Source organism: Baekduia sp. Peel2402 (genome assembly GCF_052567285.1).
In genome coordinates this window covers 2,671,388-2,698,212 of record NZ_CP199582.1, presented here as the reverse complement: position 1 = coordinate 2,698,212, position 26,825 = coordinate 2,671,388, and the positions used below count along the sequence as shown (strand labels likewise).

Genomic DNA, 26,825 nt, shown 5'->3' with positions numbered 1-26,825 from the left:
AAGGGTACGCTGGCGGCGGTTTGGAGCGCGCGCCCACGGACGTCTATTGGGATCACTGCCGCCGGCAGGAGCTCGCCTACCAGGTCGATACGCAGGGACGACCGGTGTTCCCGCCGCGCGTGGGCGATGGCTTGCAATGGCGCGTGAGCGCTGGGCGCGGAACCGTGTACGCGGTGACCGTGGCGCATCCGCGGGGTGAAAGCGACCCGTACAACATCGTGCTCGTGGACCTCGACGAGGGCTTCCGGATGATGAGCGCGGTCGACGGCGACGAGGCTGTGCCGATCGTCATAGGCGCGCGAGTAGAAGTGGCCTGGCGCGAGGGTGATCCGCCGGTGCCGGTGTTCGTCGCGGCGGAGGCGGCTGCGTGACCGGCGTCGCGGTGGTGGGCGCGGCGGAGGCGCAGTGGGGCGAGGCGCTGCCCGGGCTCTCGGCGGCCGACGTGATGGTGCAGGCGTCGCTGGCCGCGCTGGCCGACGCGGGGTTGACCGTCGAGGACGTCGACGGCGTGTTCGCCAGCGCGACCCAGATCCCGTGGGCGTCGGTGACGTTGAGCGAGCAGCTCGGGATCACGCCGCGCTGGCAGGACTCCACGATGATCGGCGGCGCGTCGCCGATGGCCCACGTCAACCACGCACGTGCGGCGATCGCGGCCGGGCAGTGCGAGATCGCGCTGATCGCCTACGGGTCGACGCAGCGGACGGTCGGCCGGGCGACGGCGTCGGTGCAGGAGCGCTCGCCGTTCGAGGAGCCCTACGCGCCGCCGTTGCCGGTAGCGGCCTACGCGCTGGCGGCGGCGCGGCACATGCACGCGTTCGGGACGACGCCGGAGCAGCTCGCGGCGGTGGCGGTGAGCGCGCGGGAGTGGGCGGCGCGGCGGGGCGCGCCGGCCTGGCACACCAAGCCGCTGTCGATCGACGACGTGTTGGCCTCGCCGCGCGTCTGCGAGCCGTTCGGCGTGCGCGACTGCTGCCTGGTGACCGACGGCGGCGCGGCGATCGTCGTCACGAGCGCCGACCGCGCCCGTGCGCTGCGCCGGCCGCCGGTCTTCGTGCTCGGCGCCGCCGAGGCGCAGACGCACCGCCACATCTCCTCGATGCCCGACCTGACGCGGACGGCGGCCGTCGAGAGCGGCGCGCGCGCCTTCGCCGAGGCGGGGCTGCGGCCGGCCGATGTGGAGAGCGCGCAGCTGTATGACGCCTTCACGATCACGCCGATCCTGTTCTTGGAGGACTTGGGGTTCTGCGCGAAGGGCGACGGCGGGCCGTTCGTCGAGGACGGCGGGATCGGGCCCGGCGGCCGGCTGCGCGTGAACACCAGCGGCGGCGGGCTGAGCTACGGCCATCCCGGCATGAACGGCCTGCCGCTGATCGTCGAAGCCATCCGCGAGATCCGCGACGCCGGCAAGGACGTGGTCTTGGCCCATGGCAACGGCGGCGTCCTCTCTACGCAGGCCACGCTCCTCCTCGGCTCAGAAGATGCCGCCAGCGACCGGCCCCGCGTGAAGGTCTCCCGCCTGCGCGAGCCCGCCGGCGCCGTGATGGGCCGCCGCCGTCGCGCGGGCACTCCGTCGCGCAGCGCGCGCTGACGGCCGCCACACCGGCGATGATGCCGCGATGAGCTCCGTCACCCCGCACCTGCACCGCCGCCGATCATGGTGGGGCTGGGGTTTCGAGGACGCGAAGGTCGACGCCGCGTCGCTCGCGCCGTTGGTCTCCGATGTGCTCGGGTTCCCGCTGAGCGGCGCGGTCGAGGCGCCGGTCGAGTTGTCGTCGATCTCGCTCCCGGAGACGCGGTTCCCGCGCCCTGACGGGATCGAGGGCTGGTCGACCGATCCGCGCGATCGGATTGAGCACGCCTACGGCCGGTCGTTCCCGGACACGCTGCGGGCGTTCCGCGGGCAGGTCGACCATCCACCGGACGCGGTCGTGTTCGCCGCGTCGGAAGATGATGTGGAAGCGACGCTGGAGTGGGCGGCGCGCGAGGACGTCGCGGTGATCCCGTTCGGCGGCGGGACGAGCGTCTGCGGCGGGGTCGAGCCGAAGGTCCCCGCCGATCGCCTCGGCGTGGTCTCGCTCGACCTGTCGCGGTTGGACCGAGTTGTAGAAGTCGATCCGGTGTCGCGCGCGGCGCGGATCCAGGCTGGCGTCGCCGGGCCGGCGCTGGAGGCGCAGCTCGCCGAGCACGGGATGACGATGCGGTTCTTCCCGCAGTCGTTCGAGCTCTCGACGCTCGGTGGCTGGATCGCGACGCGCGCGGGCGGGCACTTCGCGACGGTCTGGACCCACATCGACGACCTGGTCGAGTCGGTGCGGGCGATCACGCCGTCGGGTGCGTGGGAGTCGCGCCGGCTGCCGGGTTCCGGCGCCGGGCCGTCGCCGGATCGCATGTTGTTGGGGTCGGAGGGGATCCTCGGCGTGATCACCGAGGCGTGGGTGCGGGTGCAGCCCAAGCCGACGCACCGCGCCGCGCGGGCCGTGCGGTTCAAGGACTTCATGAACGGCTGCGAGGCGGTGCGCGAGATCGCGCAGTCCGGGTTGAACCCGGCGAACTGCCGCTTGGTCGACGCGCTGGAGGCCCAGCAGACCGGCGCGGGCGATGGATCGCACTCCGTGCTCGTCCTCGGCTTCGAGTCGACCGACCACGACGTCGACCACTCGCTCCAGCGGGCGCTGGCGATCGCGCGAGGCCACGGCGGCGAGCACGACGAGGCTTCCGGGTCTGGCTCCGGCGGCGGCGCCGTTGGCGCCTGGCGCGAGGCCTTCCTCGCGATGCCCTACCTCCGTGACGCGCTGTTGCAGCTCGGCATCCTCAGCGACACCTTCGAGACCGCGATCACCTGGGACCGCTGGCCCGCGTTCCACGCGGCGGTCAGCGCGGCGACGCGCGAAGCGCTCGGCGAGCCCTGCCGTGTGACCTGTCGGCTCACGCACGTGTATCCCGATGGACCGGCGCCGTACTTCACGGTCCTCGCGCCGGCGCGCCGCGGCGATGAGCTGGCACAGTGGGAGGCCATGAAGCGCGCAGCCTCCGACGCCATCCTCGCCGCGGGCGGGACGATCACCCACCACCACGCGGTCGGGCGCGACCACCGCGAGTGGTACGACCTCCAGCGCCCGGACCTCTTCGCCGCGGCATTGCGCGCTGCCAAGGCCGCGGTCGATCCCGCGGGCGTGCTGAACCCCGGCGTTCTGGTCGACGCATGAGCGGGCGTTTCACCCGCGTCTGCGTCTACGCCGGCTCGGCGCCCGGCGCGAGCGACGCCTACACCTCGGTCTCCCACGCGGCGATCACCGAGCTCGCCGCGCGCGGGTCCGACGTCGTCTACGGCGGCGGATCGCTCGGGCTGATGGGCGTGCTGGCCGACGCGGCGCTGGAGGCCGGGGGCAACGTCACCGGGGTCATCCCGAAGTTCTTGGACGACAAGGAGATCGCCCACCACGGCGTGACCGACCTGCGCGTCGTCGAGACCATGCACGAGCGCAAGATGCTGATGGCCGACCTCTCCGACGCCTTCCTTGTCCTGCCCGGCGGCATCGGCACGCTCGAAGAGGTCGTCGAGATGTTGTCGTGGTCGCAGCTCGGCCTGCATCGCAAGCCCATTGGGTTGCTCGACGTCGACGGCTTCTGGCAGCCGCTCATCGCGCTCCTGGACCACATGACCGCCGAGCGCTTCGTCGGCGTCGATCACCGCCAACACGTCCTCTCCGACCCCGACCCCATCACCTTGCTCGACGCCATGGAGGCCTGGGAGGCGCCGAAGCTGTCGCGCCGCTGGCTGACGGAGGACGAGCAGACGTGAGCGTCCCCGCCGTCGCGATCCTCGGCTCGGGCGCGGTCGGCGCGCTGCTCGGCGCGGAGCTGACGCGCGCCGGCACGGCGACGGCGCTCGTGACGACGGAGGCGTCGGTCGACGCGATCGGGCGCGAGGGGATCACGGTGCGGTCGCCCGCGTTCGGCGAGCACACCGAGCAGGTGCGTGCGGTCCCGGCGCTGGAGGCGCCGCCTGGCGTGCTGCTCGTGGCGGTCAAGGCACCGCACTTGGCCGCCGCACTGGAGCGGATCGCGGGGGAGCCCGAGGTGGTCGTCCCGCTGCTCAACGGGGTCGACCACATGGCCTTGCTTCGCGAGCGGTTCCCGAACGTCGTCGCGGGCAGCGTGCGCGTGCAGGCGCACCGTGAGGGGCGCACGACGGTGATCCACCGGGCGCCGTTCCTGACGATCACGATCGCTGCGCCGATCGCCGCGCTGGACCAAGCGCCCTTCGAGGTCGTGGTCAACGCGGACGAGCCGACGCTGCTGTGGGCCAAGTTGTCGCGGTTGGCTGCACTGGCGCTGGCGACGACCGCGGCCGACGCGCCGCTCGGCGAGGTCCGCGAGGACGCCGAGGCGGTCGCGCGGGAGGTCGCCGCGGTGGCACAGGCCGAAGGTGCCGCGGTCGACGCCGACACGGTCATCGACGAGCTGCGCGGCCTGCCCGACGCGGCGTCCTCCTCGCTGCGCGCCGACGTCACCGCCGGCGCCCCCGATCACGAGCTCGACGCCATCGGCGGCGCGGTCCTGCGCGCGGCCGGGCGGCACGGCATCGCGACGCCGCGCACCGCGACCCTCGTGTCGCGCATCGGTACCCTCTGACCAGCGCCATGTCCGACACGTCGAAGATCGCCAAGAACCTCCAGGCCTTCCAGATCGCGATCAACTCCCACGATCGCGAGAACCCGACGCACAACGCCTACGGGATCGGGCTGGCGCACTTCGACCTCGACCGCCTCGGTTTCGACGAGGGCGAGGAGATCCTGCCGGGCATCACCATCCACGCCGACGACGGCGTGACCGGCAACTTCCGCGTGCTCTGCGACGGTCAGCACGACGAGGACCTCGAGCGCGAGGCCGAAGAGGCCGACGTCGTCGAGGCAGTCGCCGCCGAGCGCGGCATCACGATCTCGCCGGGCCAGCGCGAGTTCTAGCCGCCGCAAAACGGCCGAACTGGCACGGGAACGCTCAAGTTCTCAGCAAAACGGGTCGACCACCGGGGCATGGGGTCGTCCAAGGGGGACGTGGAGCGGTTCTTCGATCGCTCCCCAGACCTGCTCGCCATCGCGGATAGACGCGGCTACTTCACCTGCCTGAACCCGGAATGGGAGGCGGTGCTGGGGTGGTCGTTGGAGGAGTTGAGCGCGGAGCCGTTCCTGAACTTCGTGCATCCCGAGGACGTGGAGCGCACGTGCCAGGAGATCGCGCGGGCGACCGGACCCAACCCGTGCACGACGCGCTACGAGAACCGCTTCCGCACCCGTGACGGCGTCTGGCGCTGGCTGCTGTGGTCGGCGCGCTGGGACGGAACCGAGTGGAGCGCGGTCGCCAAGGACATCACGACCCGCAAGGAACTTGAACGCCACACGCTGCACGACGCGCTGACCGGCGTCGCCAACCGCGCGCTGGCCACCGACCGCCTCGACGCCGCGATCGCGCGGCTCGGCCGCTCCGCCGGCGCCGCGGTCGCCCTGCTCGTCGACGTCGACGACCTCACCACCATCAACGACACCCACGGCCACGTGGGCGGCGACATCGTCCTGCGCGCGATCGCCGACCGGCTCACCGAGCGGCTGCGCGCCGCCGACACGGTCGGTCGCTTCGGCGGGGATCGCTTCCTGGTCGTTGCTGAAGGACTTGCGGACGGCGGCGCCCACGGCGTCGAAGCCGTCATCGAGCGCGTTCACGGCGCGTTCGCGCGACCGATCCCCACGCGCCACGGCCTGGTCACCGTGACCGGCTCTGTAGGTGTAGCGGTTGCTCGGCAACCTGATGTTGATGCCGAGGACCTGATCCGCGACGCCGACGTCGCGCTGCGCCGTGCGAAGTCGCTGGGCCGCGGCCACGCCGAGGTCTTCGACGCCGCGCTGGCCGAAGAGGTCAAGCACCGCCTCGAGCTCGCTGCACAGCTCCGCGGCGCCCTCCAACGCGGCGAGCTGCGCGTCGTCTTCCAGCCGCTGGTCTCCATGGCCGACGGCACCACCATGGGCTGCGAGGCGCTCCTGCGCTGGAACCACCCCGACCGCGGCCTGCTCGCGCCCGGCGCGTTCCTGCGGATCGCCGAGGACGACGGCCTGATCGTCCCGATCGGCGCGTGGGTCCTCGAGGAGTCCTGCCGTCAGCTCGCCGCCTGGCGCGCCCAGGGCCGCGACCTCTGGGTCTCGGTCAACGTCTCCGCGCGCCAGCTCGGCCAAGTCGACTTCGTCGCGGTCGTCGAGCGCGCGCTGCGCGAGACCGGCGTCCCCGCCTCCTCGATCTGCCTAGAGGTCACCGAGACCGCCGTCCTGCGCCGCCCCGACGTCGCCCGCGAGGTGCTCCTCGCCCTGCGCCGCCTCGGCATCCGCGTCGCGCTGGACGACTTCGGCCTCGGCTACTCCTCGCTCACCCACCTGAAGGCCTTGCCGGTCGACGTCGTCAAGGTCGACCGCTCGTTCGTCGCCGACCTGGTCGACTCGACCCAGGACCGCGCGGTCGTCGAGGCCGTGCTGACGCTCGCCAGCCGCATGGGGTTGACGGTGATCGCCGAGGGCGTCGAGACCGTCGGCCAGGACGAGCTGCTGCGCGAGATGGGCTGCCCGGTCGTGCAGGGCTACCTCTACGGCCGGCCCGTGCCCGCCGCCGAGGTCGTGCTGCCGGACCTGGACGCCGACGCCGACCGCGACGACGACCTAGCCGCTGAAGCGGTTGGCTAGCTCGCTGCGCGACCGGACGCCGAGCTTCCTGTAGGACATCCGCAGGTGGTGCTCGACCGTGCGCGCGCTGAGGAACAGCGCCGCGGCGACCTCCGCGTTGGTCGCACCGCCCGCCACGAGCCGGCAGACCTCAAGCTCGCGCGGCGTCAGTGCCGCGTCTGACGTCACGGTCCGCCGCGCGCCCGCCGCCGCCAGCTCGGCCTCCGCGCGCTGCGCCCACAGCGGGGAGCCCAACGCCACAAACGTCTCGTGCGCGGCCGCCAGATGTGCTCGGGCCTCGGCGCGGCGACGCGCGCGCCGCAAGCGCTCCCCGAAGCAGAGCCGTGTTCGCGCGAGCTCGAAGCGCAGCGGCACCCGCTCGTGCGCGGCCAAGGCCACCGACAACTGCGCGTCCAGCTCCTCGTCTGGCCCGGTCAGCGCGCGGCACCGCGCCGTCGCCGCCTCCGCCCATGCACCGCCCGTGCGCGCGGCGTCGGCCGCCAAGGATTCTGTGAGCGCCCGCGCCTCGTCGATCCGGCCCGCGCGCGAGTAGGCCTCCACCAAGTCGGCGTCGGTGTACATGAACGACGGGTCGAGGTTGCCGAAGCGCCGCGCCAGCTCGCGAGCGCGCTCCAGGTGGTGGATCGCCCGCGGCGCGTCGCCCTTGCCGAGCGCTAGGAACCCGCGTGCCTGCTCGACGCACGCCAGCGTGCTGGTCAGCTCCAGCCGCTCGGCGATCTCGCGTGCCTGCTCACACGCGTCCAAGCAGCGTTCTTCATCACCTTGGTGGGCGGCGACGAACGCGACCGCGGTGAGGGTCAACGAGTGCACGAACCCGCCGACGGCCTCCTCGCCCAACGCCTGGGACTCCAAGGCCAGGGTCATTGCCGCCGCGAACGACCCACGCCGCAGGAGCACGGTCGCCAAGACCGCCAGCGGGAACGCCAGCGGCGCCGCCGCGCCGCGCGCGCGAGCGGTGTCGACCAACCACACCAACAAGCGCTCGGAGTCCTCGAAGTCCTCCATCCACAGGTGGGCGAGCGCGGCGATGCTGAGGATCTCGTGGCCGGGGCCGGTGGGATCGAGCGTGTTCAGCTCGGCCTCGCGCTCTCGCAGCAGGACGCGCGCCCGCGCGTGCTCGCCGCGCGACACCAACGCCTCCGCGTACAGGACCGCCGGCACGAGGTCCGCGCCCGCTCCCGCCAGCCCCATCGCGCGCGACGCGAGGTCCTCGATCCGCTCGACGGTCCCGTAGGCCATCAACGTGATCGACGCCTGCGTCAGCAGCCCCGCCGCACGTGCCGGGTCCAGCTCGCGCACGGACTCCGCCTCGCGCTCCAGCAGCGCCAGCGCGGCCATCGGCTGCCCGGTCTGCTGCATCGCCATCCCGCGCAGGAGCTGGACGTCGGCGCGCGCGAGCGGGTCGTCGATCGCGGGCAGCAGCGCGTCGAGCATCGCCTGCGCGTGCGCGGGGCGGCCCGCGACGTTGGCCATCGCCGCGGCGGTCACCGTGCGGGCGACCGCGCGCTCGGGCGCCGGCGACAGGCCCGCCGCGCGCTCGAAGACCAAGGCCGCGGTGGCGATCGCGCCGCGCTCGCGCGCCTCGTGGCCGAGCGACTCCAGCGCGGCGGCGAGCTCCTCGTCAGGCTCCTCGGCGGCAGCGGCCTGGTGCCAGGCGTGCTCGGCCCCGTCGGTGACGTCGGCCATCGCCCGGTGCGCCGCCCGGAACCCGGCCGGGCCGGCTTCGGCCACGATCGCGGTCCGCACGAGCGGATGGTGGAAGCGGACGTGGCGCGCGTCGCGGACGACGAGGCCCGCCCGCTCGGCGGCCGCGAGCCCGGCGGGTCCGCCGTCGGCGCGCAACGCGGCGGCAAGCGGTCCGGTGCGCCCGTCGCTCGACGCCGCGAGCAGCAGGAGCGCGTTGCGCGCGGGGGCCTCCAAGGCGTCGAGCCGCTCGGCGAACGCACGTTGTAGGCGTTGGGCGACCGGCAGCGGCTCGGGCAACGCGGCGCCGCCGGTGCGCTGCGCGGCGCTCAAGTGCCCGGGCGCCTCGGTCAAGGCCAATGGGTTGCCTCCGAGCGCGTCGACCAGCCGCTCGGCGACGCCGTCACCCACGCCGAGCCCGCGTGCGAGCGCCAGCGCGTCGCCGCGCTCCAGCTCGGCCAGCGCGAGCCGCTCGACGCCCGGCCACGGGTCGTTGTCGGTCGGCAGCCCGCGCAGCGAGCGGACGACCACGAAGCCGGCGCCCAGGCGCTGCGCCCGCCGCGCCGCGAACGCCACGGCTTCCTGCGAGGACGGATCCAGCCACTGCACGTCGTCGACGCACACCGCCAGCGGCTGATCGGCGGCGACCGCGCGCAGTAGACCGGCGACCGCGTGCAGGACCAGCCCGCGATCCTCGCCCGCGGGCGGCGGCGCGGCCATCGCCAGGGCGCCGCGCAGCGCGCTGGCCTGGACGTCGGGCAGCGCGTCGACCCGATCGAGCACCGGATCCAGCAGGTCGGCGATCCCCGCGAACGGCAGGTCGATCTCGGTCTCGACGCCGGTCGCCCCCAACACCAACACGCCCGACCAGTCGAGCGCCTCGACCAACGCGCTCTTGCCGACACCCGGCCCGCCCTCGACCATCAGCGCACCGCCGCGCCCGGCTCGCACGCCCTCGGCCAGCAGCGTCAACCGGGCCAGCTCCGCACTGCGGCCGATCAGCTCCATCGGGCTCGAAGCCTACGGGTCGAGGGCGCGATGTCTAGGCGGCGCGGGCCGGCGGTGCGTTGGCGCCGGTGTCGGTGGCGTTCAGCTCGGGCGGTTGGGTGGTGCGGAGCGTTGGAGAGGGCGGCGAGGGAGTGAGGCCGGATCGGTGTGGCCACCGCTTGGTGTCGTCCTCGGGCTGTCTCTCGGGCTCAGGGGGGGAGCGTTCGGGGCCGAAGCGTCGATCCGGGTCGCGTAGACCGGAACTATTCCGGCTAACGCGACCCGCATCCCGAAACGGCCCTTATGGAGCACCGTCAGAGATCCGGGTCGCGTAAGCGTCGTATATCGACCATTAGACGACCCGGACCGACGCTTCGGCCCCGAACCGCCCGCCCCGCGCCCACGAGACGGCCCGCGGACGACACCGAGCGGCCGCCACGCCACTCACCTTCACTCCTTCGCCGCCCTCTCCAACGCTCCGCACCACCCCGACGCTCGAACTGAACGCCAACGACGCGCCGCGCTACGCCGTAATCGCCAGATCGCGCGCAAACGCGCGCTTGAAGAGGTCGCCCTCGCGCCCCGCGGCCCAGCGCGCGACGCGGGTGTCGCCGTCGGCCTGGAGGGTCAGGCAGACGCGGCCGTCGGCGCAGTCCACGTCGACGCCGCGGACGAGCTGGTCGCGCGAGCGCTCCAGGTCCTCGGCCAACCGCAACAACAACGCGCAGCGGTCCAGGATCTCGCCATCACCGTCGCGCAGGAGCTTCTCGAAGCCGCCCGTCGACGGCATGCCCTTGCGGTGGTAACGGACGGCCTGGCCGATGATCGCGACCTCGCGCTGGGTGAAGCCCGGCAGCCCGGAGTTCAACACGAGGTACTTGCTGTGCTTGTGATGGTCGTCGTAGTCGACGCTCATCCCGATGTCGTGCAGCACGCACGCGGACCAGAGCAGCTCGCGCTCGCGGGCGTCGCCGTCGTGCAGCCCGGCGGCCTTGAGGTCGTCGAACAGGGTCAGCGCCAGGCGCGCCACGTGCTCGGTGTGCGCGTGGTCGGCGTGGTACTGCGCGGCGAGGTTCAGCACCGACGAGCGGCGGACGTCGTCGAACAGCGGCGGGTCGCCCTTGAGGTGGCGCGCGAAGAAGACGCCCTCGCGCAGACCGGCCTCGGTCGCCTCGATCGCCGGGAAGCCGCCGATGTCCAGCACGGCCTCGACCACCGCGGCGCCCGCGAGGATCAGGTCGGCGCGCGAGTACTTGATGCCCGGCACCTTGGCGCGGTCGGCAGGCTCCACGGATGCCAGTCGCGCCACGAGCTCGCTCAGCGCCTCGCGCTCCACGATGAAGCCCTGCACGCCGAACTCCGGCACGCCGGCCGCGCGCTGCACCGCGGCGGCGAGGTTGCGCACCGTGCCGCCGATGCCGACCAGGCGATCGCCGGACTTCGGCAGCCACGGCGCGTTCTCCAGCTCGGCGCCGACGTGCTCGCGCAAAGCCTTCAACTGCTTCTTGGATGCGGCGCCTTCGCCCAGCCCGAAGCGCTCGGTCATTCGCACGGCGCCCAGCGTCCAGGACTGCAACTCGACGGCGTGGCGCGAGGCGACCCGCACGAGCTGCATCGACCCGCCGCCGAGGTCCAGCACCGCCCCGTCGGCCAAGGTGGTGGAGTTGACCGCGGCCAAGTACCCCATGCGGGCCTCGTCCTCGGTCGACAGCACGCGCACCGGCAGCGCCGCGCGGTCCAGGAAGTCAGACGCGTTGGTCGCGTCGCGGATCGCGGAGGTGGCGACCGCGTCGATCTCGGTGATCCCCAGCGCCTCGCAGAAGTGCGCGAACACCTCCGCGGTGGCCAGGCCGCGCGCGATCCCGTCGTCCGACAATCGACCGGTCTCCGCCAGCCCCGCGCCGATGCGCACGGGCTCGTGGATCTCGTCGGTCCGTCGCCACCAGCCCTCGGACTCCGAGGAGGTGTAGACCACCAGCCGGAACGAGTTGGAGCCCAAGTCGCAGACGGCAATGCGGCGTTCGTCGGCCATGCGGGTCCAGAGGGTACGAGAACACCGGGCGGTCCGGCCGCGCCCCACAGGAGGAGAGGGCACGACCGGACCGTGGCCGGTGGTTTGGGGAGGAGTGGGTCGGTGCCTCAGGCGCCAAGCGCCTCGGCCGCCCGCGCGCTGTGGCGCCGGCGAACGACCAGGCCGCTGAGGGCGCTGATCAGGCCGAGGGCGGCGACGCCGGTCACCACTCCGATAGCGGTGTGCGCGTCGTCCATGAACGCCTGGCCGCCGGCCTGCCCGTTGCCGAGCACGGCGGAGACGATCGCCAGCGAGATCGCGCCGCCAACCTGGAACGACGTGTTGATCAGGCCGGACGCAAGCCCCTGCTCGTGGTCGGCGACGCCGGTCGTCCCCTGCATGTTGACCGAGGGGAAGCCGAGCGCGAACCCGACGCCGATCAGCAGCATCGTCGGCAGGATCATCGTCAGGTAGGTCGGGTCGAGGTCGGCCCGCAGGAACAGCGCGTAGCCGAGGGCGAACGCGATGAACGCGGCCGCGATCAGCGGTGCGGTCCCGATCCTGTTGACCAGCGGCCCGACGCGCGTGGAGCCAAAGGCCACCAACAACCCGGCGGGCAGGAACGCCAGCGCGGTCTCCAGCGCCGACCAGCCCAGCACCGTCTGGAGGTACAGCGTGGCGATGAACTGGAAGCCGAAGTACGAGCCGGCGATCGCGGCCGCGCCGAGGTTGGCGCGGACGATGTGGCCGGTGCGCAGGATCCCGAGCCGCACGAGCGGGTGGCGCGTGCGGTTCTCGATCGTGAAGAACGCGGCCAGCAGCGCGGCCACGACGGCGAACGAGACGATCGTCTCGACGCTCGCCCAGCCGGCTTCCGGCGCACGGACGACGGTGCGAACGAGCAGCAGCATCGCGCCCGTGATCGCCACCGCGCCAGGCAGGTCGAAGCCGGGGCGCGGGCCCTCAGACGGCGCGTCCTTGGCCAGTAGCCGCGGCGCGAGCGCCAGGATCAACAGCGCGAACGGCACCGGCAGCAGGAACGTGAAGCGCCAGCCCGCCTCGGTCAGTAGACCGCCGAGGATCAGGCCGGAGGAGAAGCCGGAGGCGCCGAACGCGGTGTAGACGCTGAGCGCCTTGTTGCGCGCGGGGCCTTCAGCGAACGTCGTCGTGATGTAGGACAAGCCGGCGGGCGCGGTGAACGCGGCGCTGGCGCCCTTGATGAAGCGCGTGGCGATCAACAGCGTGGGGTCGTTCACGAGACCGCCGAGCAGCGAGGCGAACGCGAACACCGACATGCCGGCGATCAGCACGCGGCGGCGTCCGAGCAGGTCGGCCGCCCGGCCGCCGAGCAGCAGCAGGCCGCCGTAGCCGAGCACGTAGCCCGAGACGATCCACTGCAGCTGGGAGGTCGAGAGGTTGAGGTCTTCGCGGATGGAGGGGAGCGCGACGCCGACCATCGAGACGTCGAGCCCGTCGAGGAACAGCACGCCGCACAGCAGCATCAGCGCGGCCCAGGTGCGGGCCGTCCACCGATCGTTGCCGACGATGTGCCTGGGGGTGGCGGAGGGGAGAGGAGATGCCATGGCCAGGACTATACATGCACATGCAATGAATGCGTATGCACAAGATGTGATCGCAAAGGTTGTCCGGGGTCCGGTATAATCGGCCGCGATGTCATCTGGAACCCCTGATTCCGCTCTTGTGGACCAGTGGCGCGGGATGGCCCAGTGCCACGCCAAGGTCTCCTGTGCGCTGGAGAAGGCGCTGGAGCGCGACCACGGCATCGGGCTCAGCGAGTACGAGGTGCTCGAGCGCCTGGCGACGTGCGACTGCTCTGACGGCAAGCGCATGCAGGACCTCGCCGGGTCCGTGAACCTGTCCCAGAGCGCGCTGTCGCGGCTGATCGGCCGCCTGGAGACCACCGGCCTCGTGCACCGTTCGATGTGCGCGGCAGACCGGCGCGGGATCTACGCGCACATCACCAACGACGGCCGCGCCCGCGTTGAAGCGGCGCGCCCGACCTACACCGCGGTGCTCGCTAACGAGCTTCCGGCGAACGCCCCGGCGTCGCTGGACTCGGCTGCGGTCGCCTAGCGGCCCCGCCTGTCGCCTCCTCGACCAGCGCCGCGAACAGCGCGCGGTTGCGCGGGTCCTCGATCAGCCCCTCGGCGTGCCATTGCACGCCGAGGAAGAAGCGGTCGTCGCGCGGGTCCTCGATCCCCTCGACCAGTCCGTCGGTCGCCTGCGCGGTGACGACCAGGTCGCGCCCGAGCCGGTCGACGGCCTGGTGGTGGAACGAGTTGACGGCCATCTCGCCGGGACCGGAGATGGACGACAACCTGCTTCCGTCCTCGACCACGACCAGGTGCGTGGGGACGCGGGCGACCTCGGTCTGCCGGTGTGCGACCCGGCCGTCGACGACGTCGGCGACGTGCTGATGCAGCGTCCCGCCGCGCGCGACGTTCAGCGCCTGGGCGCCGCGGCAGATGCCGAGCACCGGCAGGCCGCGCGCGTCGGCTTCCTGGGCCAGCGCCAGCTCGAAGGCGTCGAGGTCCGGCTCGACCACGCCGAGGAGATGATGGGGTGGTTGCCCGTAGGCGTCGGGATCGAGGTCCGGGCCGCCGGAGAGGCAGAGGCCGTCGAGGCGGTCCAGCAGCGGGCCGATCGCTCCGTGGTCCATCGGCGGCAGGACGACCGGCAGCCCGCCGGCCTGCTCGACGGCCTTCAGGTACACCATGCCGAGCGCCATCTCGCGTGTCGGCGGATCACCCTCGGGCTGCGGGACGGTGCGCACCGCCTCGCGCATCTCGGAGGTCGTGACGCCGATGAGGGGCTTGAGGCCGTTGCCGGTCATCGCAGCACCCACGTGTCCTTCGCGCCGCCGTCCTGGCTGGAGTTCACCACCATCGAGCCGGCCGGCAGCGCGACGCGCGTGAGGCCGCCGGGCAGGACGCGGGCGTCATCGACCCCGTCCACCCGTCGCAGGAACGCGAACGGGCGCAAGTCGACGTGGCGCGGCTCGAGGCGGTCGCCGACGACGGTCGGGTGGGTGGAGATCGCGACCAGCTCTTGTGCGACATATTGATCGGGCGCTTGCTCGATCGCCGTGCGCAGCGCGTCCAGCGTGGCCTGCTCGGCGTGCGGGCCGATCACGACGCCCTGGCCGCCGGCGCCGCCACGGGGCTTGACCACCAACTCGTTCAGGCGGTCCAGCGCCTCCTCGCGCCGGCGCGGGTCCGCGAGGTCGAACGTCGGGACCGAGCGCAGCGCCGGCTCCTCGCCGAGGTAGAGGCGGATCAAGTCCTCCACGTAGGCGTGGGCGAGCTTGTCGTCGGCGACGCCGGTGCCGAACGCGTTGACGATGCCCAGCCCGTCGGCGGCGAGCAGCTTCTCGTGGCCGGGCGCGGCCAGCGACGAGCCGTCGGTGCGGCGGTAGACGACGTCGACCGGGCGCTGCGGCGCGTCGCGCAGGATCAGCCGGCGGTGGGCGTCGAGCGCGAGGTCCTCGTGGGTGACGAGCGGGGCGTCGAGGTGGATGGCCAGCGTGCGGTGCTCCCAGTAGGCCGAGGAGCCGGGGCCGTCGGTCAAGACGATGATGTTGGAACCACCGGCTGCTTCGAGCGTCTCCCGCAGCAAGGCGATGGTGTCGGTCAGCGGCCGGGCGGGGACGTCCTCGATGCCGAGCACGTCCTCGACCAGCGCGCGGGCGGCCAAGGTGTAGGCGATGCCCGACGGCGTGCGGGCGTTGTCCTCCAACACGAGGAACTCGCCCTGCGCGTCCTGCACGAGGTCCAGCCCGGCGAGCGCGACCCATACGCCTTGCGGGGGCCGCGGCGCGCCGGGTTCGTGGTGCTCGGCGGTGTCGATCACGCGCTCGGGGACCACACCCTCGCGGACGGCGCGGCGCTCGCCGTGGACGTCGGCGACGAACGCGTCCAGGGCGCGGATCCGCTGGGTGACGCCGCGCTCGATCGTCGCGAACTGCTCGGCGCTCAGCACACGCGGCACGGGGTCGACGTGGAAGGTCTCGGTCCCGCCTTCGATCGGGAACGTCAGGCCGGCACGACGGGCGACGTCCTCCATCGCGGCGGTCAGCGCGGGGAGGTCCCGGGCCTGGACGCCGCGCAGCGCGTCGGCGACGTGCGCGCGCCAGGCACCGCTGGCCTCCAGCGCCTCGTCGCGCGGGGCGTCCGCCGCGGCGTCTGGCTTGTAGGGCGCGTCCCAGGGCGGGGCGTCGGTCGCTCTCATCACCATGCTGTGCCCTGCCCGCTTGCGCGGTGGTCTACGCGTGCTCGAGGTAGGCGGCGCTGAGGTCTTGGGTGAGCGCGCGCAGGCGCCGACCGCCCGACGTCTCGCCGGGGCGTAGGCGGGCGCGGGCGCGCTGTTGCACGTCGCCGGGGCGCGCAGCGAGCAGGCGGACGCGCTCCAGCTCGGCCAGGCAGCCGAGCTTGACCGCGTGCGGGACCGCGGCGTCGACAAGCTTGGTGGCCAGGTCGCGCGCGGCGCCGTCCGGCAGCTGGGCGCGCATGCCGTCGCGGGCCGCGTGGGTGCGCCCGGCGACGACGTCGGTCAGCTGCGCGCGGCGGTCGGTGCGCTTGGCGGAGCGGTTGGCCTCCATGTGGGTGAGGCACTGCACGAGCGCGGTCAGCGCGGCGGCGTCGCACAGGCGCGTCTGCGCGTCGAGGACCCGGACCTCCACGGCGCCGCGCTCGGGGACGAGGCCGACGTCGGCGGACGGATCGTCGAGCGCCTCGCCGCGAGCGGAGCACAGGCCGGTCTCGCGGCCGGCCAGGAACGGCGAGTTCGCGCTGAGCGCGAGCAGGACCGCAAGGTGGTTGCGCAGGCGGTCGTGGGCGAGCGTGGCGCGGCCGAAGTCGGGGATCGCGACCGCCACGTGCAAGGCATAGGTGTTGGCCTGGGACGCGGATGGGTGTGAGCCGGCGGTCGCGGCGCGTAGGCCGCCGGCCCGGCCGAGGGCCGCAGTCAGGCGGCCGCGCAGCGCGCCGAGCTCGGCGATCGCGTCGGCGACCGTCGCCTGCGCGCCGGTGCGCAGCTCCAGCGCCGTGCCGTCAGGCGTGGCGGTCACCGAGCGCGTCAGGCTCGGTGGGAGCGTGGCCAGCAACGGCGCGACGTCGTCGACCAGCTCCCAGCGCTGCGGGTCGAGGACCATCGTCCCCTCGGAGATCGACACCGCCCAGGGCGCGTCCGGCGGGGCCCACCCGCGCTCCTGGAGCGGGGGCGCCAACCGCGTGCGTGGGCGGAACGCCAGCATGCGCAGATGCTGGCGGCTGTGCGCCATGCGCACCACGGCCGATTGGCCGAATCGCGGTGCGCGCCGTTCGCCCGATGGGCCATCCTTCGGGCCGTGCCCGTCCGCGCCGTGCTCTTCGACTTCGCCGGAACCCTGGCCATGCCGGAGGAACGCTCGGCATGGCTCGCCGCCTGCGGCGCGGACGAGGCCCACGGCGACGCGCTCGATCGCGCCGGCCGGCCGGGCCCGACGGCGGCGTTCGTGCCGGCGGAGCTGGTGGAGGTCTACGAAGCGCGCGATCACGACTCGGATGCGCACCGCGCGGCCTACACCGGGCTGTTCGCGACGGTGGTCGATCCGGAGCTGGCGACCGTGTTGTACGAGCGGACGCTCGTGGTCGAGGGCTGGGTCGCCTACGCGGACGCGGTGCCGGTCCTAGAGGCGCTGCGGGCGCGCGGGATCCGGATCGCGGTGGTCAGCAACGTCGGCTTCGACTCGCGCCCGATCCTGGAGGGGCTGGGGTTGTTGTCGTTGTTGGACGCGGTGGTGTTGTCCTACGAGGTCGGCGCGATCAAGCCCGAGCCGGAGATCTTCGCGGCGGCCTTGTCTGCCGTCGACGTGCTCGCCGACGAGGCGCTGATGGTCGGCGACCACGCGGCGGACGGCGGCGCGGTCACGCTCGGCATCCGCTCGTTGTTGTTGCCCTACTCGCCGCCTGGTGGCGTCCATGGGCTGGACGCGGTATTGGCGCTGGTGGAAGGAACCGGCACGTGACGCGGCTCGCGGCGCGGACGATCGACTACCGCACGGCCGGCGAGCCGTTCCGCATCGTGTTGGACGGCGTGCCGGAGATCCCCGGCGCTTCGGTTGGCGAGCGGCGCGCGTTCGCGCAGGCGAGGTCGACCGCTCGCCCTGCGGCTCAGCCACCTCCGCGCGAACCGTCCTTCTGCACGCCGACGGCCACACCGCGCCCTGGACCAACCACTCCATCTCGGGCGGCGCCTTCACCGCCCGCGCGCTGGACGCCACGCCCGCCGACCTCCTCACCGAGGTCTCCGGCATGGCTTACCGCACCGGCGAGCACACCTTCACGCTCGACCCCCGCGACCCGCTCGGCACCGGTTTCGTCCTGCGCTGAGCGGCGCGGCGACTAGGTCATGAACCAGTCGCGGATCTTGGCCTTCAGGTCGCCGGCCGCGTCACCGCCGCCGCCATCACTCGCACCGCCACCGCTGCCTTCGAGCTCCAGCACCGCATAGCCCGCCTGCGTCAGCGTCCACGCACCTTCGACCGGCGCGAGCAGCCCGGCGATCGACAGGTTGCGGATCGCCGGCGCATGCTCTCCGGCCACGTTCCCGGTCGCCACGGCCCTCAGCGCTGCACGATGCGATGCGTCCAACATCGCCGGAGAGCTTAGTGGCGCGTGCGGGCGGCCCAGACGAAGTAGAGGACCGCGCCCACCGCCGCGTAGCCGGCGAGGTTGGCGAGGTGCGCGGCGTCCTGGCCGGCGGAGGCTGCGAACGTCACGCCCGCGATCGCCGAGAGCGCGCCGCTGAGAACCATCGGCAGCTGGCGCTCGCCGGAGCCGCGCCGGTGCAGGGCGACGCCGAGCTGCACGGCGCCCGAGACGACGGCCCAGGCGCCGAAGGCCACGAGCGTCGACCCGGCATCTCCGCCGAACGTGGCGATCCCCAGCGCCACGGTCGCCAGCGCGCTGAGTGCCGCGTTGGCGCGCAGGACCGCGACGTTCCGCGGTGCGGCGGTCGTGGCCTCGACCATCGAGGCGACCACGTCGATCAGCGGGTAGGCGGTGAGCAACACGGCGACGAGCGTGGGCAGTTCCGTCGCCGTGGTTGGGACGTCGTCGCCGAGGGCGGCGACCAGGACGCCGGCCCAGACCAGGGCCGCGGCCGCGCGAACGACCGCGATCCGGCGGGTGGCTCGTTCGGGCGTCGACGGCGAGGCGCCGGAGCGGCGCAGGGCAGAGGGGAGAGCGGACATCGGGGCCTTTCGAAGCGAGACGGTTCAGAGTGCAAGAGAGAACGTTCGTTCTTCTGTGCGGCCACACTGAACCAAGAGCTCTCCGAGTTGTCAAGAACGATCGTTCTTTCTCCGGTAGCCTGAAGGCCCATGGCCACGATCGTCGACCTCCCGCCGGCCAAGCCCTCCGAGCCACGGGAACGCTTGCTCGCACGCGCCTCGGCGCTGTTCTACGCCGAAGGCGTAAACACGGTCGGCGTCGACCGGATCGTCTCCGAGGCCGGCGTCACGCGGGCGACGTTCTACCGCCACTTCCCGAGCAAGACCGACCTCGTGCTCGCCTACCTCCAGAGCGCCCACGACGCGATCGCGGCGCACACCACGCAGCTCGCGGCCGACCGCGAGCCCGAGGCGTTTTTGAGCGCGCTGGGCGATGACATCGCCGGGCAGGTCGCGCGCCCGGGCTTCCGCGGCTGCGCGTTCATCAACGCCGCGCTGGAGTTCGAGGATGGCCCGATCCCGCGTGCGGTGGCCGCCCACCGCGCGTGGTTCCACGGCGTCGTTCGCGACGCGTTCGCCGCCGCCGGCCGCCGAACCCCCGAAGACGCCGCACAGCACTTCGTGATGCTGCGCGATGGCGCGATGGTCGGCGGTTACCTCAGCGACCCGGCCGCCGCCGGCGCGACGTTCACGCGCGGCGTCGACGGGCTCCTGCGCTTCAGCTAGACCCCGTCGCGCTCGCGCAGGCGCTCGACCTCCGCGCGCAGCTCGGCGATCGCGGCCGCCTGCTCGTCGAGCCGGCGCTCAATGCGGGCCAGCGGGTCCGGGTCGCTCACGCTCGGTGCCGCGGCTGTCGCGGTCCTCGCCGGGCGCGGGTACAGCGGGTTGACCGGATCGTCCTCGGCGAGCCCGAAGTAGACGAGCGCCCGGCGCCAGCGGGATGGCGGGCGCGGATCGCCCGGAAGCCCGATGTCGCTCATCGGGTCGGCTAGAGCGTCTTGCGCTCGATGATCTCGATCCGGTAGCCGTCCGGATCCCGCACGAAGCAGATCAGCGGGCCGTTCTCGCCGACGTGGTATGGCGGCTTCTCGGGGCCGATGTCCTTCTTGGACAGCTCGCCGAGCGTGTCCTCCAGCGAGGGGACGGTCAGCGCGATGTGGTTGTAGCCGGTGCCGAGGTCGTAAGACTCGACGCCGGGGTTCCAGGTCAGCTCGAGGCGGTCGCCGTCGCCGGGGATGCCCATGAAGACGTTGATGGCGCCATCAGGCAGGTCCATCCGGCGGCGCTCCTCGAAGCCGAGGGCCTCATAGAAGGCGACGGAGCGGTCGATGTTCCCGATCCGGTAACAGGTGTGGATGAGCTCGGGCATGAGGCTGTCAATGTACCCGCATGATCCTCGAGCGCTCGATGCACCCGAAGTTCCTGTCCAACACGTTCCTCGTGGCGGCCGAGCCCGGCGGGGAAGCCTTCTTCGTGGACGCGGGTGGACCGCTGGAGCCGTTGTTCGAGAAGGTCGCCGAGCACGACCTGACCCCGACGCACGTGCTGCTCACCCACCACCACTACGACCACGTCTCCGAGGTCCCGCAGATCCTGGAGCGCTGGCCTGATGTGCAGGTGCTGATCCACCCGGCCGAGAAGGACCTCGTCGAGACCGCGACCGGCACGATGGACGCCGGCGAGACGGTCCGCGCAGGCGGCCTCGAGGTGCAGACCCTCCACATCCCGGGGCACACCGCAGGGATGCTCGGCCTCCTGGTCAACGGCAACGTCTTCACCGGCGACACGCTGTTCAAGAACTCGGTCGGCGGCGTGCGCGCGCCCGGCTCGACCTCCTACGCCGACCTCAAGTCCTCCGTCATGGACACGCTGATGGCGCTGCCGCCGGACACGGTCATCCAGCCCGGCCACACGGACCCGTCGACCGTCGCCGAGGAGTTCGAGAACAACAAGTTCATCCGCCTTTGGCGCGGGCTGGACGAGGAGGGCGACGAGCCGGTCAAGGCGCTCGGCGAGGACGCCACCCTCATCCTCCTGGGCGACGACTACGACGGCGGCCACAAGGCCTGGGTCCGCTGGCCGGACGGCCGCGACGACATCGTGCCCGGCAGCAAGATCGAGAAGACCGGGTAGCTTCCCTTCCCAATGGCTCGCGACGATCGCATCCCGACCTCGCGGTGGGCCCGTGCCGCGAAGGTCGGCCGGCTCGCCGCGACGCAGGGCGCAAAGCAGGCCGGAACCCGGGCGATGAACCTCACGCGGGACGAGAAGGCGTCGCAGGACGCGATGGCGCGTCGGCAGATCGAGACCGCCAAGCAGATCGTCGCCGCGCTCGGCACGATGAAGGGCGCGGCGATGAAGCTCGGGCAGGTGATGTCCTTCCTGGACGTCGGCCTCGTCCCCGAGGAGTTCCGCGAGGAGTTCCAGGCCGAGCTGGCCAAACTGCGCGACGCTGCGCCGAAGGTCTCCTTCAAGGACATGAAGAAGGTCCTGGAGCAGGAGTACGGCGAGAAGCTCGACGACGTCTTTGAGTCCTTCGACCCGGCGCCGATCGCGGCCGCCTCGATCGGCCAGGTCTACCGCGCGCGCTACGACGGCAAGGACGTCGCGGTCAAGGTCCAGTACCCGGGCGTCAACAACGCCGTGCGCAGCGACATGCAGAACCTCGGGATGATCCTGCGGCTGATGAAGGCCGTCGCCCCCGGCCTGGACCCTCAAGAGCTGGGCGCCGAGATCCGCGGCCGGATCGAGGAGGAGCTCGACTACGAGCTCGAGGCCCAGAACCAGCGCACGCTCGCGCGCATCTACAAGGGCCACCCCTTCATCTTCATCCCCGACGTGTACACGGCGCTCTCGCACGAGCGCGTGATCGTCAGCGAGTTCGTCACCGGCCGGAAGTTCGACGAGTTCAAGACCTGCCCGGAGGCCGAGCGTGACCGCCTCGGCGAGATCATCTTCCGCTTCTACTTCGGGTCGATGTACCGCCACCACCAGTTCAGCGGCGACCCGCACCCGGGCAACTGCCTGCTGCAAGACGACGGCCGCATGGCGTTCCTGGACTTCGGGTTGTTCAAGCGGATCTCGCCGGAGGTCGCCGAGTACGAGCTCCAGACCCAGCGCCTGGGCATCGACGGCAAGGGCGAGGAGCTGATCGAGTTCCTGCACAAGGGCGGCTGGCTCGGACAGCCGGAGTACTACGACCCGGAGTCGATCCTGGAGCAGTTCCACGATCTCACCGGCTGGTACACGCTCGACGCAACGATGACGCTCACGCCGGAGATCGCCACCGAGGTGATGATCCAGATGAGCGACCCGCGCTCGCGCTGGTGGGGCAAGATGCGCCACGAGACGCTGCCGCCCGACCACCTCTTCGGCCGCCGCCTGGAGATGCTGACGCTCGCGGTGATCTCCCAGCTGCGCGCGACCGCCAACTGGCACCGCATCGCGCGCGAGTGGATCTACGGCGACGAGCCCGTCACCGAGCTCGGCCGCCAGGAGGCCGAGTTCCTCGCCGCGCGCCGCTGAGCAGACCTCCGCGGACGACGCGCCGCCGGTCCCTCCGTTGCCTCCTCCTTCGCGCGGCCGCGCGCTGCTGCGCCTCGGGATCCTCGTGGCGATCGTCGTCGCCGCGTTCGTGGTGGTCGCCTCGTCGGGCCACCTCTCCGCCCAGCGCGTGCGCGACTGGGTCGATGGCTACGGGATCGCGGGACCGCTCGTGTTCATCGCGGTGTCGTCGCTGCTGACGCCCGCGCTCTTCCCGGGCCCGCTGCTGGCGGGCGCGTCCGGCCTGCTCTTCGGGACCTGGCTCGGCACGCCGATCTCGATCATCTCGGCGGTGCTCGGCGCGTCGCTGGCGTTCAGTCTCTCGCGCTGGCTCGCCCACGACGCCGTCGAGCAGCTCCAAGGCGCGCGCCTGCGCGCGCTGCGCGCCTTCATCGGGCGCCGCGGGTTCTTGTCCGTGTTGTACGCGCGGATCGTGCCGGGCGTCCCGTACAGCATGGTCAACTACGCGGCTGGGCTCTCGCCGATCGCGCTGACCACCTTCGCCGCCGCGACCGCGATCGGGTGCGCGCCCCGCGCCTTCGCCTACACCGCACTCGGCGGCTCGCTCGACGACATCGGCTCGCCCGAGGCGATCGCGGCGTTCGCCGTTCTCATCGTCATGGCCATCGTCGGCCTGCTGCTCGCGCGCCGCGACCTGCGCGCCGCGCGGGCTGCCTAGAGCTCCTGGACCTGGAACAGCGACGTCGTCCCCGGGCGGCCGGACGGCAGGCCCGCGGTGACGCCGACGCGCATGCCCTTGCGGCACCAGCCCAGCTCGACGACCCGCTGGCAGGCGTCGGTGATCAGCGCCTCGGTCACCTCGTGGCGCTTCATCGACGCGGCCTGAACGCCCCACATCAACATGCAGCGGCGGACGGTCTCGCGGCCGGGGGAGAGCGCGTAGACGGGGACGTTGGGACGGTGGGCGGACACGAGCCGCGCGCTGCGGCCCGACAGCGTCGGGACGACGATCGCGTCCAGCCCCAGCTCGATCGCCGCGCGACAGGCGGCGTGCGCGACGGTGTAGGACGGGTCGCGGTGGTCGCGCTTGACGCGCGTCTCCAGCCAGCGCTGGTAGGGCGCGTGGCGCTCGGTGTGGACCGCGATCGCGTTCATCATCGCGATCGCGCCCACCGGGTGGGCGCCGACCGCGGACTCCTGGGACAACATGATGGCGTCGGTCCCGTCGAGGATCGCGTTGGCGACGTCGGCGACCTCGGCGCGCGTCGGCCGCGACGACGTCACCATCGAGTCGAGCATCTGCGTGGCGGTGATCACCGGTCGGGCATGCGCACCGGCCAGCGCGATCAGGTTCTTCTGCACGATCGGGACCTCCTCGATCGGCAGCTCGATGCCCAAGTCGCCGCGCGCGACCATCACGCAGTCGGCGACGCGCACGATCGCCTCGGCGTTGTCGACCGCCTGGGGCTTCTCGATCTTGGCGATCAGCGGCACGCGCGTGTGCTCGCGGACGGTCAGCACGTCCTCGGGACGGCGGACGAAGCTCAAGGCCACCATGTCGACGCCGATGCGGCGGCCGGCCTCCAGGTGGGCGAAGTCCTCCTCGGGCACGGACGGCAGCTCGTCGGCGGGGCCGGGGATGTTCAGCCCCTGGCGCGAGGAGACCGAGCCGCCGACCTCGACCTCGGCCTCGACCTCCAGCTCCTGCACGCGCACCGCGGTCGCGCGCAGGCGCACGGAGCCGTCGGCCAGGTAGAGGACCTCGCCGGGCGAGATCGCGCGCGGCAGGCCTTCCCAGGAGATCGACATGCGACGGGCGTCGCCGGCGGAGCCGTCGTCGACGCCGCACTCGAAGACCACCTTGTCGCCGACCTTGAGGTCGACGGTGCCCTCGACCAGCGGGCCGATGCGCAGCTTCGGACCGGGCAGGTCCTGCAACAACGCGACCGGGCGGCCGGCGCGGCCGGCGGCGTCGCGCACGAGCTGCGCGGTCTCCGCGTGCTGCTCATGGGAGCCGTGGGAGAAGTTGAGCCGGGCGACGTCCATGCCCGCCTCGATCATCCGTACCAGCGTCTCAGGGTTGCCCGAGGCGGGCCCGATGGTGGCGACGATCTTCGTGCGGCGGGTCATCGGGAGATCACGGTACTGCGCGCGACCGCGTATTCGGTCGCGGCCTAGTGAACGTCTGACCCGATCAGGCGCCGGTTCGACGCACGAGCCGGATCTGTCGATCCGTGGAACCACCGATGCGGTCGCGCCCGTGGTCGGACAAGCTGTCGCACATGCTCACCCCGGTCCGGCGGGCGGCGTTGCTCGCCGTCGCGCTTTCGCTCGTCGTCCTCGTCCCCAACACGGCGGCGAGCGCGGCCGCGAAGCAGGCGTCTGGGTGCAAGGCCGGCCAGGTGCCCAAGAAGTCGGCCAAGAAGGTCGTCTGCACCACGTTCAAGCTTCCGGCGGGCGCCAAGCCAGCCGCGGCGCCGCGCAGCGCCCAAGGCGAGCTGGCGCAGCTGACCGACCAGCTGCAGACCGCGCTGGAGCTGGTCCCCAAGGCGCGCGCGAAGCTGGACAAGCGGGTCGGCAAGAAGCGCACCGGCAAGGTCGTGGCGCTGGCGCTGGAGGGCTGGCAGAAGAAGGCCGGGATCGCGGCGGCGCCTTCAGGGCAGGTCACGACGCAGTCGTTCGGGTCGGCGGGCGCGGGCGGGAAGGCGACGCTGGACATCGGCGCCTACGACGACGGGCGCAGCGGGTGGCACGTCGCGGCCGAGGCGGAGGTCGAGCTGACGCGCAGCGGGCTGGACGCGCTCGGCGCCGGCGACGACCTGCCGTCCGGGATCGACGGGGGCAAGGCGAAGGTCAAGCTGACGTTCGACGACATCTTGGCCGCGTGTCCGAGCGCGGCGGGCACGGTCGCAGGCCGGCTGGAGGCGTCGGGCTCGCTGTCAATCGACATCAAGACCAAGGACGGGACGACGTCGATCGACCTGGCCGCGTCGGCGGCGATGACCTACATCGTCAAGGTCGGCGACGACGGCAAGTGGTACAAGATCGACGACACCACGCTGAAGGCCAAGTTCAGCGCGGGCGGCACCGGGCAGAAGACCAAGTCCTATTACGGCAACGTCAGCGCGGACGGGTACGGGACGGAGTCGATCCTCGGCGCGCAGGGCGCGGGCGGGACGAAGGCCGCGATCGAGCGCGACCTCGCGCTCGGCACCACGCAGGGCGCGGCGAGCGTGTCCGGGCCGAGCGGGACGTGGTCGACCAAGGCCGGCAAGGAGAAGGTCGACGTCCTGTCGTTGTTGGACTACAAGGCGATGATGGCGACCTACATCGCGACGCAGCTCATCAACGTGGCGGCGATCGAGTACCTGCGGGCGATCGCGCTGCCGCGCGGCCAGAAGCACTGGTACGACGAGGAGGGCTGCCTGACCGCCGACGGGAGCGCGTCGCCGTCAGACAAGCTGAAGCCGGGGGCGACCGCGACCGTGACGGTCAACAACGTCAAGGCGCGCGACGGCGGCGCGGTGCCGGGGTCGCTGACCGCGACCGGCGTGGCGTCGATCGCGCCGGGCAGCGCGTCGCTCGCCCCGGGCGGGTCGGCCGCGTTCACGCTGACGGCGCCGGGTCAGCCGGGCACCGCGTCCTGGCAGGTCGTCGTGGTTTCGCGCGGCGGCAAGAAGACCGTCAACGGGTCGATCCCGGTCAAGAAGGAGGACTTGCCGGTGAGCTACTCGGGCACGATGGACGCGCACTCCGTGTACTTCGGCGGCATCGGCGACCAGTTGTACGACGGGACGCTGAGGTTCACGCGGACCTCGCAGGACGACTTCCCGGACGGGTCGCGCAACGCCTGGTACAAGCTGACGTCGGCGTCGATCTCGCTGCGCGACACGCAGACGCAGGGCGTCTGCGGCGAGTACCGCTACGAGGGCACCGGCACCGACGTCGTCGGCGGTGACCTCGAACTCCAGGTCTCGCCGACCGGCGCGGTCACCGCCGCCTACGCGGTCGACGTCAGCTTCGGCAACGTGGTCTGGGCCGGCATCGGCGCCAAGCCCCAGGGCTGTCCGGGCTCGGCCGGGCCGGGCCTGGCCAAGGTGGTGTTCAACTCGCGCAACTCGACCAACGACCTGCGCCCGACCGCGGCCGACCTCGCGCTGTCGATGCCGACGGCGACCGACGACCTGTCGGTCAACACCGGCCTGGCGGGGATGGAGCACACGACGGCGCGCTGGAGCCTGACGCCGGGGTACTAGCCGGCGGCGGGCGCGGGGAAGGCGGCGAGGACGTCGCGGAAGAGCGCTGCGTCGTCGTCTGCGTCGCTCGCGGCCCGGGCGAAGAGGTCCATCGACGAGCGCAGCTTCATCGCGTCGATGCCGCCGAGGACCTCCTCCGCGCTCTTGGTGCCCGCGTTCTCCAGCATCGCCTCCGTCGCCTCGCGCAGCCGCGGGCCGAGCGTCTCGTGCGCCAGGTACGCCCGCGCTTCTTCGAGATCGGCGATCGCGTACTTCTGCGCCATCGCGCTGTGCCCGAGCCCCGCGGCCTGAGGGAAGACGAACCACATCCAGTGCGACGTCTTGCGACCGGCGCGCAGCTCGGCCAGCGCGTTGGCGTAGGTGTCGTGCGCGTCCTGCGCGGTGACGAAGCGGTCCAAGTCGTAGGGGTCGCTCATTCCCCGATGATC

Annotated in this window: 27 protein-coding genes; 15 read left to right on the top strand and 12 right to left on the bottom strand. The window is 72.4% G+C overall.

The window, feature by feature from the left end; all coding sequences use genetic code 11:
• The first annotated feature begins 20 nt into the window (after nt 1-20).
• The 7 genes from ACT01A_RS13220 to ACT01A_RS13190 all read left to right on the top strand — a co-directional run bounded on the left by ACT01A_RS13220 (nt 21) and on the right by ACT01A_RS13190 (nt 6,725).
• On the top strand, nt 21-371 hold the full coding sequence (locus tag ACT01A_RS13220; RefSeq protein ID WP_445152725.1) for a Zn-ribbon domain-containing OB-fold protein: 351 nt from the start codon (nt 21-23) through the stop codon (nt 369-371).
• A complete protein-coding gene (locus tag ACT01A_RS13215) occupies nt 368-1,588 on the top strand; it encodes an acetyl-CoA acetyltransferase (RefSeq protein WP_445152724.1) in 1,221 nt (406 codons plus the stop codon). Before ACT01A_RS13220 ends, ACT01A_RS13215 begins: the two co-directional genes overlap by 4 nt.
• A 28-nt stretch (nt 1,589-1,616) precedes the next feature.
• The gene (locus tag ACT01A_RS13210; RefSeq protein WP_445152723.1) at nt 1,617-3,206 is read left to right on the top strand and encodes an FAD-binding oxidoreductase; all 1,590 of its coding nucleotides are present in this window, start codon (nt 1,617-1,619) and stop codon (nt 3,204-3,206) included.
• Nucleotides 3,203-3,802, top strand: coding sequence for an LOG family protein (locus ACT01A_RS13205; RefSeq protein ID WP_445152722.1), 600 nt, complete (start codon nt 3,203-3,205; stop codon nt 3,800-3,802). The genes ACT01A_RS13210 and ACT01A_RS13205 overlap by 4 nt, the downstream gene beginning before the upstream one ends.
• Entirely contained in the window at nt 3,799-4,635 is an 837-nt protein-coding gene (locus ACT01A_RS13200) for a ketopantoate reductase family protein (RefSeq protein WP_445152721.1), read from the top strand. Before ACT01A_RS13205 ends, ACT01A_RS13200 begins: the two co-directional genes overlap by 4 nt.
• Nucleotides 4,636-4,643: 8 nt before the next feature.
• A complete protein-coding gene (locus ACT01A_RS13195) occupies nt 4,644-4,967 on the top strand; it encodes a hypothetical protein (RefSeq protein ID WP_445152720.1) in 324 nt (107 codons plus the stop codon).
• Between the two features lie 69 nt (nt 4,968-5,036).
• Nucleotides 5,037-6,725 (top strand): putative bifunctional diguanylate cyclase/phosphodiesterase, encoded by a 1,689-nt coding sequence (locus tag ACT01A_RS13190; RefSeq protein WP_445152719.1) that lies wholly within the window; start codon nt 5,037-5,039, stop codon nt 6,723-6,725.
• Here the strand turns inward: ACT01A_RS13190 and ACT01A_RS13185 are convergent.
• From ACT01A_RS13185 to ACT01A_RS13175, 3 genes are all read right to left on the bottom strand, one after another.
• Complete coding sequence (locus ACT01A_RS13185) at nt 6,702-9,416, bottom strand: AAA family ATPase (RefSeq protein ID WP_445152718.1); 2,715 nt, start codon at nt 9,414-9,416, stop codon at nt 6,702-6,704. The genes ACT01A_RS13190 and ACT01A_RS13185 overlap by 24 nt on opposite strands.
• Nucleotides 9,417-9,918: 502 nt before the next feature.
• A complete protein-coding gene (locus ACT01A_RS13180) occupies nt 9,919-11,427 on the bottom strand; it encodes a Ppx/GppA phosphatase family protein (protein WP_445152717.1) in 1,509 nt (502 codons plus the stop codon).
• Between the two features lie 107 nt (nt 11,428-11,534).
• Nucleotides 11,535-12,989: an MFS transporter gene (locus ACT01A_RS13175; protein ID WP_445152716.1), complete on the bottom strand. Its 1,455-nt coding sequence runs from the start codon at nt 12,987-12,989 to the stop codon at nt 11,535-11,537.
• A gap of 88 nt (nt 12,990-13,077) precedes the next feature.
• Between ACT01A_RS13175 and ACT01A_RS13170 the strand changes: the two genes are divergently transcribed.
• Nucleotides 13,078-13,500 (top strand): MarR family winged helix-turn-helix transcriptional regulator, encoded by a 423-nt coding sequence (locus ACT01A_RS13170; RefSeq protein ID WP_445152715.1) that lies wholly within the window; start codon nt 13,078-13,080, stop codon nt 13,498-13,500.
• On the opposite strand, the gene ACT01A_RS13165 is transcribed toward ACT01A_RS13170, so the two are convergent.
• From ACT01A_RS13165 to ACT01A_RS13155, 3 genes are read right to left on the bottom strand one after another with little or no spacing between them, the layout of a single operon-like run.
• Nucleotides 13,445-14,260, bottom strand: coding sequence for a gamma-glutamyl-gamma-aminobutyrate hydrolase family protein (locus ACT01A_RS13165; protein ID WP_445152714.1), 816 nt, complete (start codon nt 14,258-14,260; stop codon nt 13,445-13,447). The genes ACT01A_RS13170 and ACT01A_RS13165 overlap by 56 nt on opposite strands.
• On the bottom strand, nt 14,257-15,654 hold the full coding sequence (locus ACT01A_RS13160) for a circularly permuted type 2 ATP-grasp protein (protein ID WP_445152713.1): 1,398 nt from the start codon (nt 15,652-15,654) through the stop codon (nt 14,257-14,259). Before ACT01A_RS13160 ends, ACT01A_RS13165 begins: the two co-directional genes overlap by 4 nt.
• A gap of 34 nt (nt 15,655-15,688) precedes the next feature.
• The gene (locus ACT01A_RS13155; protein WP_445152712.1) at nt 15,689-16,678 is read right to left on the bottom strand and encodes a carboxylate-amine ligase; all 990 of its coding nucleotides are present in this window, start codon (nt 16,676-16,678) and stop codon (nt 15,689-15,691) included.
• A 93-nt stretch (nt 16,679-16,771) separates the two neighbouring features.
• On the opposite strand from ACT01A_RS13155, the gene ACT01A_RS13150 reads away from it, so the two are divergent.
• Both ACT01A_RS13150 and ACT01A_RS13145 read left to right on the top strand, forming a co-directional pair.
• Nucleotides 16,772-17,431, top strand: a complete 660-nt coding sequence (locus ACT01A_RS13150; RefSeq protein WP_445152711.1) for an HAD family hydrolase — start codon at nt 16,772-16,774, stop codon at nt 17,429-17,431.
• Nucleotides 17,385-17,795, top strand: a complete 411-nt coding sequence (locus tag ACT01A_RS13145) for a proline racemase family protein (RefSeq protein ID WP_445152710.1) — start codon at nt 17,385-17,387, stop codon at nt 17,793-17,795. Before ACT01A_RS13150 ends, ACT01A_RS13145 begins: the two co-directional genes overlap by 47 nt.
• A 12-nt stretch (nt 17,796-17,807) precedes the next feature.
• Here ACT01A_RS13145 and ACT01A_RS13140 read toward each other — a convergent pair whose 3' ends face one another.
• Nucleotides 17,808-18,023 (bottom strand): hypothetical protein, encoded by a 216-nt coding sequence (locus ACT01A_RS13140; protein ID WP_445152709.1) that lies wholly within the window; start codon nt 18,021-18,023, stop codon nt 17,808-17,810.
• 47 nt (nt 18,024-18,070) lie between these two features.
• Nucleotides 18,071-18,658, bottom strand: a complete 588-nt coding sequence (locus tag ACT01A_RS13135) for a hypothetical protein (protein ID WP_445152708.1) — start codon at nt 18,656-18,658, stop codon at nt 18,071-18,073.
• Nucleotides 18,659-18,787: 129 nt separating this feature from the next.
• Between ACT01A_RS13135 and ACT01A_RS13130 the strand changes: the two genes are divergently transcribed.
• Complete coding sequence (locus tag ACT01A_RS13130; protein ID WP_445152707.1) at nt 18,788-19,363, top strand: TetR/AcrR family transcriptional regulator; 576 nt, start codon at nt 18,788-18,790, stop codon at nt 19,361-19,363.
• Here ACT01A_RS13130 and ACT01A_RS13125 read toward each other — a convergent pair.
• Nucleotides 19,360-19,617, bottom strand: a complete 258-nt coding sequence (locus tag ACT01A_RS13125) for a hypothetical protein (RefSeq protein WP_445152706.1) — start codon at nt 19,615-19,617, stop codon at nt 19,360-19,362. The genes ACT01A_RS13130 and ACT01A_RS13125 overlap by 4 nt on opposite strands.
• A gap of 8 nt (nt 19,618-19,625) precedes the next feature.
• Nucleotides 19,626-20,006 (bottom strand): VOC family protein, encoded by a 381-nt coding sequence (locus ACT01A_RS13120; protein WP_445152705.1) that lies wholly within the window; start codon nt 20,004-20,006, stop codon nt 19,626-19,628.
• Nucleotides 20,007-20,026: 20 nt separating this feature from the next.
• Here ACT01A_RS13120 and ACT01A_RS13115 point away from each other — a divergent pair, with 20 nt between their 5' ends.
• From ACT01A_RS13115 to ACT01A_RS13105, 3 genes are read left to right on the top strand one after another with little or no spacing between them, the layout of a single operon-like run.
• On the top strand, nt 20,027-20,770 hold the full coding sequence (locus ACT01A_RS13115; protein WP_445152704.1) for an MBL fold metallo-hydrolase: 744 nt from the start codon (nt 20,027-20,029) through the stop codon (nt 20,768-20,770).
• Nucleotides 20,771-20,782: 12 nt separating this feature from the next.
• Nucleotides 20,783-22,162 (top strand): ABC1 kinase family protein, encoded by a 1,380-nt coding sequence (locus ACT01A_RS13110; RefSeq protein WP_445152703.1) that lies wholly within the window; start codon nt 20,783-20,785, stop codon nt 22,160-22,162.
• A gap of 37 nt (nt 22,163-22,199) precedes the next feature.
• On the top strand, nt 22,200-22,859 hold the full coding sequence (locus ACT01A_RS13105; RefSeq protein ID WP_445152702.1) for a TVP38/TMEM64 family protein: 660 nt from the start codon (nt 22,200-22,202) through the stop codon (nt 22,857-22,859).
• Here ACT01A_RS13105 and pyk read toward each other — a convergent pair.
• Nucleotides 22,856-24,271: a pyruvate kinase gene (gene pyk, locus ACT01A_RS13100; RefSeq protein ID WP_445152701.1), complete on the bottom strand. Its 1,416-nt coding sequence runs from the start codon at nt 24,269-24,271 to the stop codon at nt 22,856-22,858. The two genes, ACT01A_RS13105 and pyk, sit on opposite strands and share 4 nt — an antisense overlap.
• A gap of 152 nt (nt 24,272-24,423) precedes the next feature.
• Here pyk and ACT01A_RS13095 point away from each other — a divergent pair, with 152 nt between their 5' ends.
• Nucleotides 24,424-26,397 (top strand): hypothetical protein, encoded by a 1,974-nt coding sequence (locus ACT01A_RS13095; protein ID WP_445152700.1) that lies wholly within the window; start codon nt 24,424-24,426, stop codon nt 26,395-26,397.
• Here ACT01A_RS13095 and ACT01A_RS13090 read toward each other — a convergent pair.
• The gene (locus ACT01A_RS13090; RefSeq protein ID WP_445152699.1) at nt 26,394-26,813 is read right to left on the bottom strand and encodes a DUF1810 domain-containing protein; all 420 of its coding nucleotides are present in this window, start codon (nt 26,811-26,813) and stop codon (nt 26,394-26,396) included. The genes ACT01A_RS13095 and ACT01A_RS13090 overlap by 4 nt on opposite strands.
• Between the last annotated feature and the right edge of the window lie 12 nt (nt 26,814-26,825).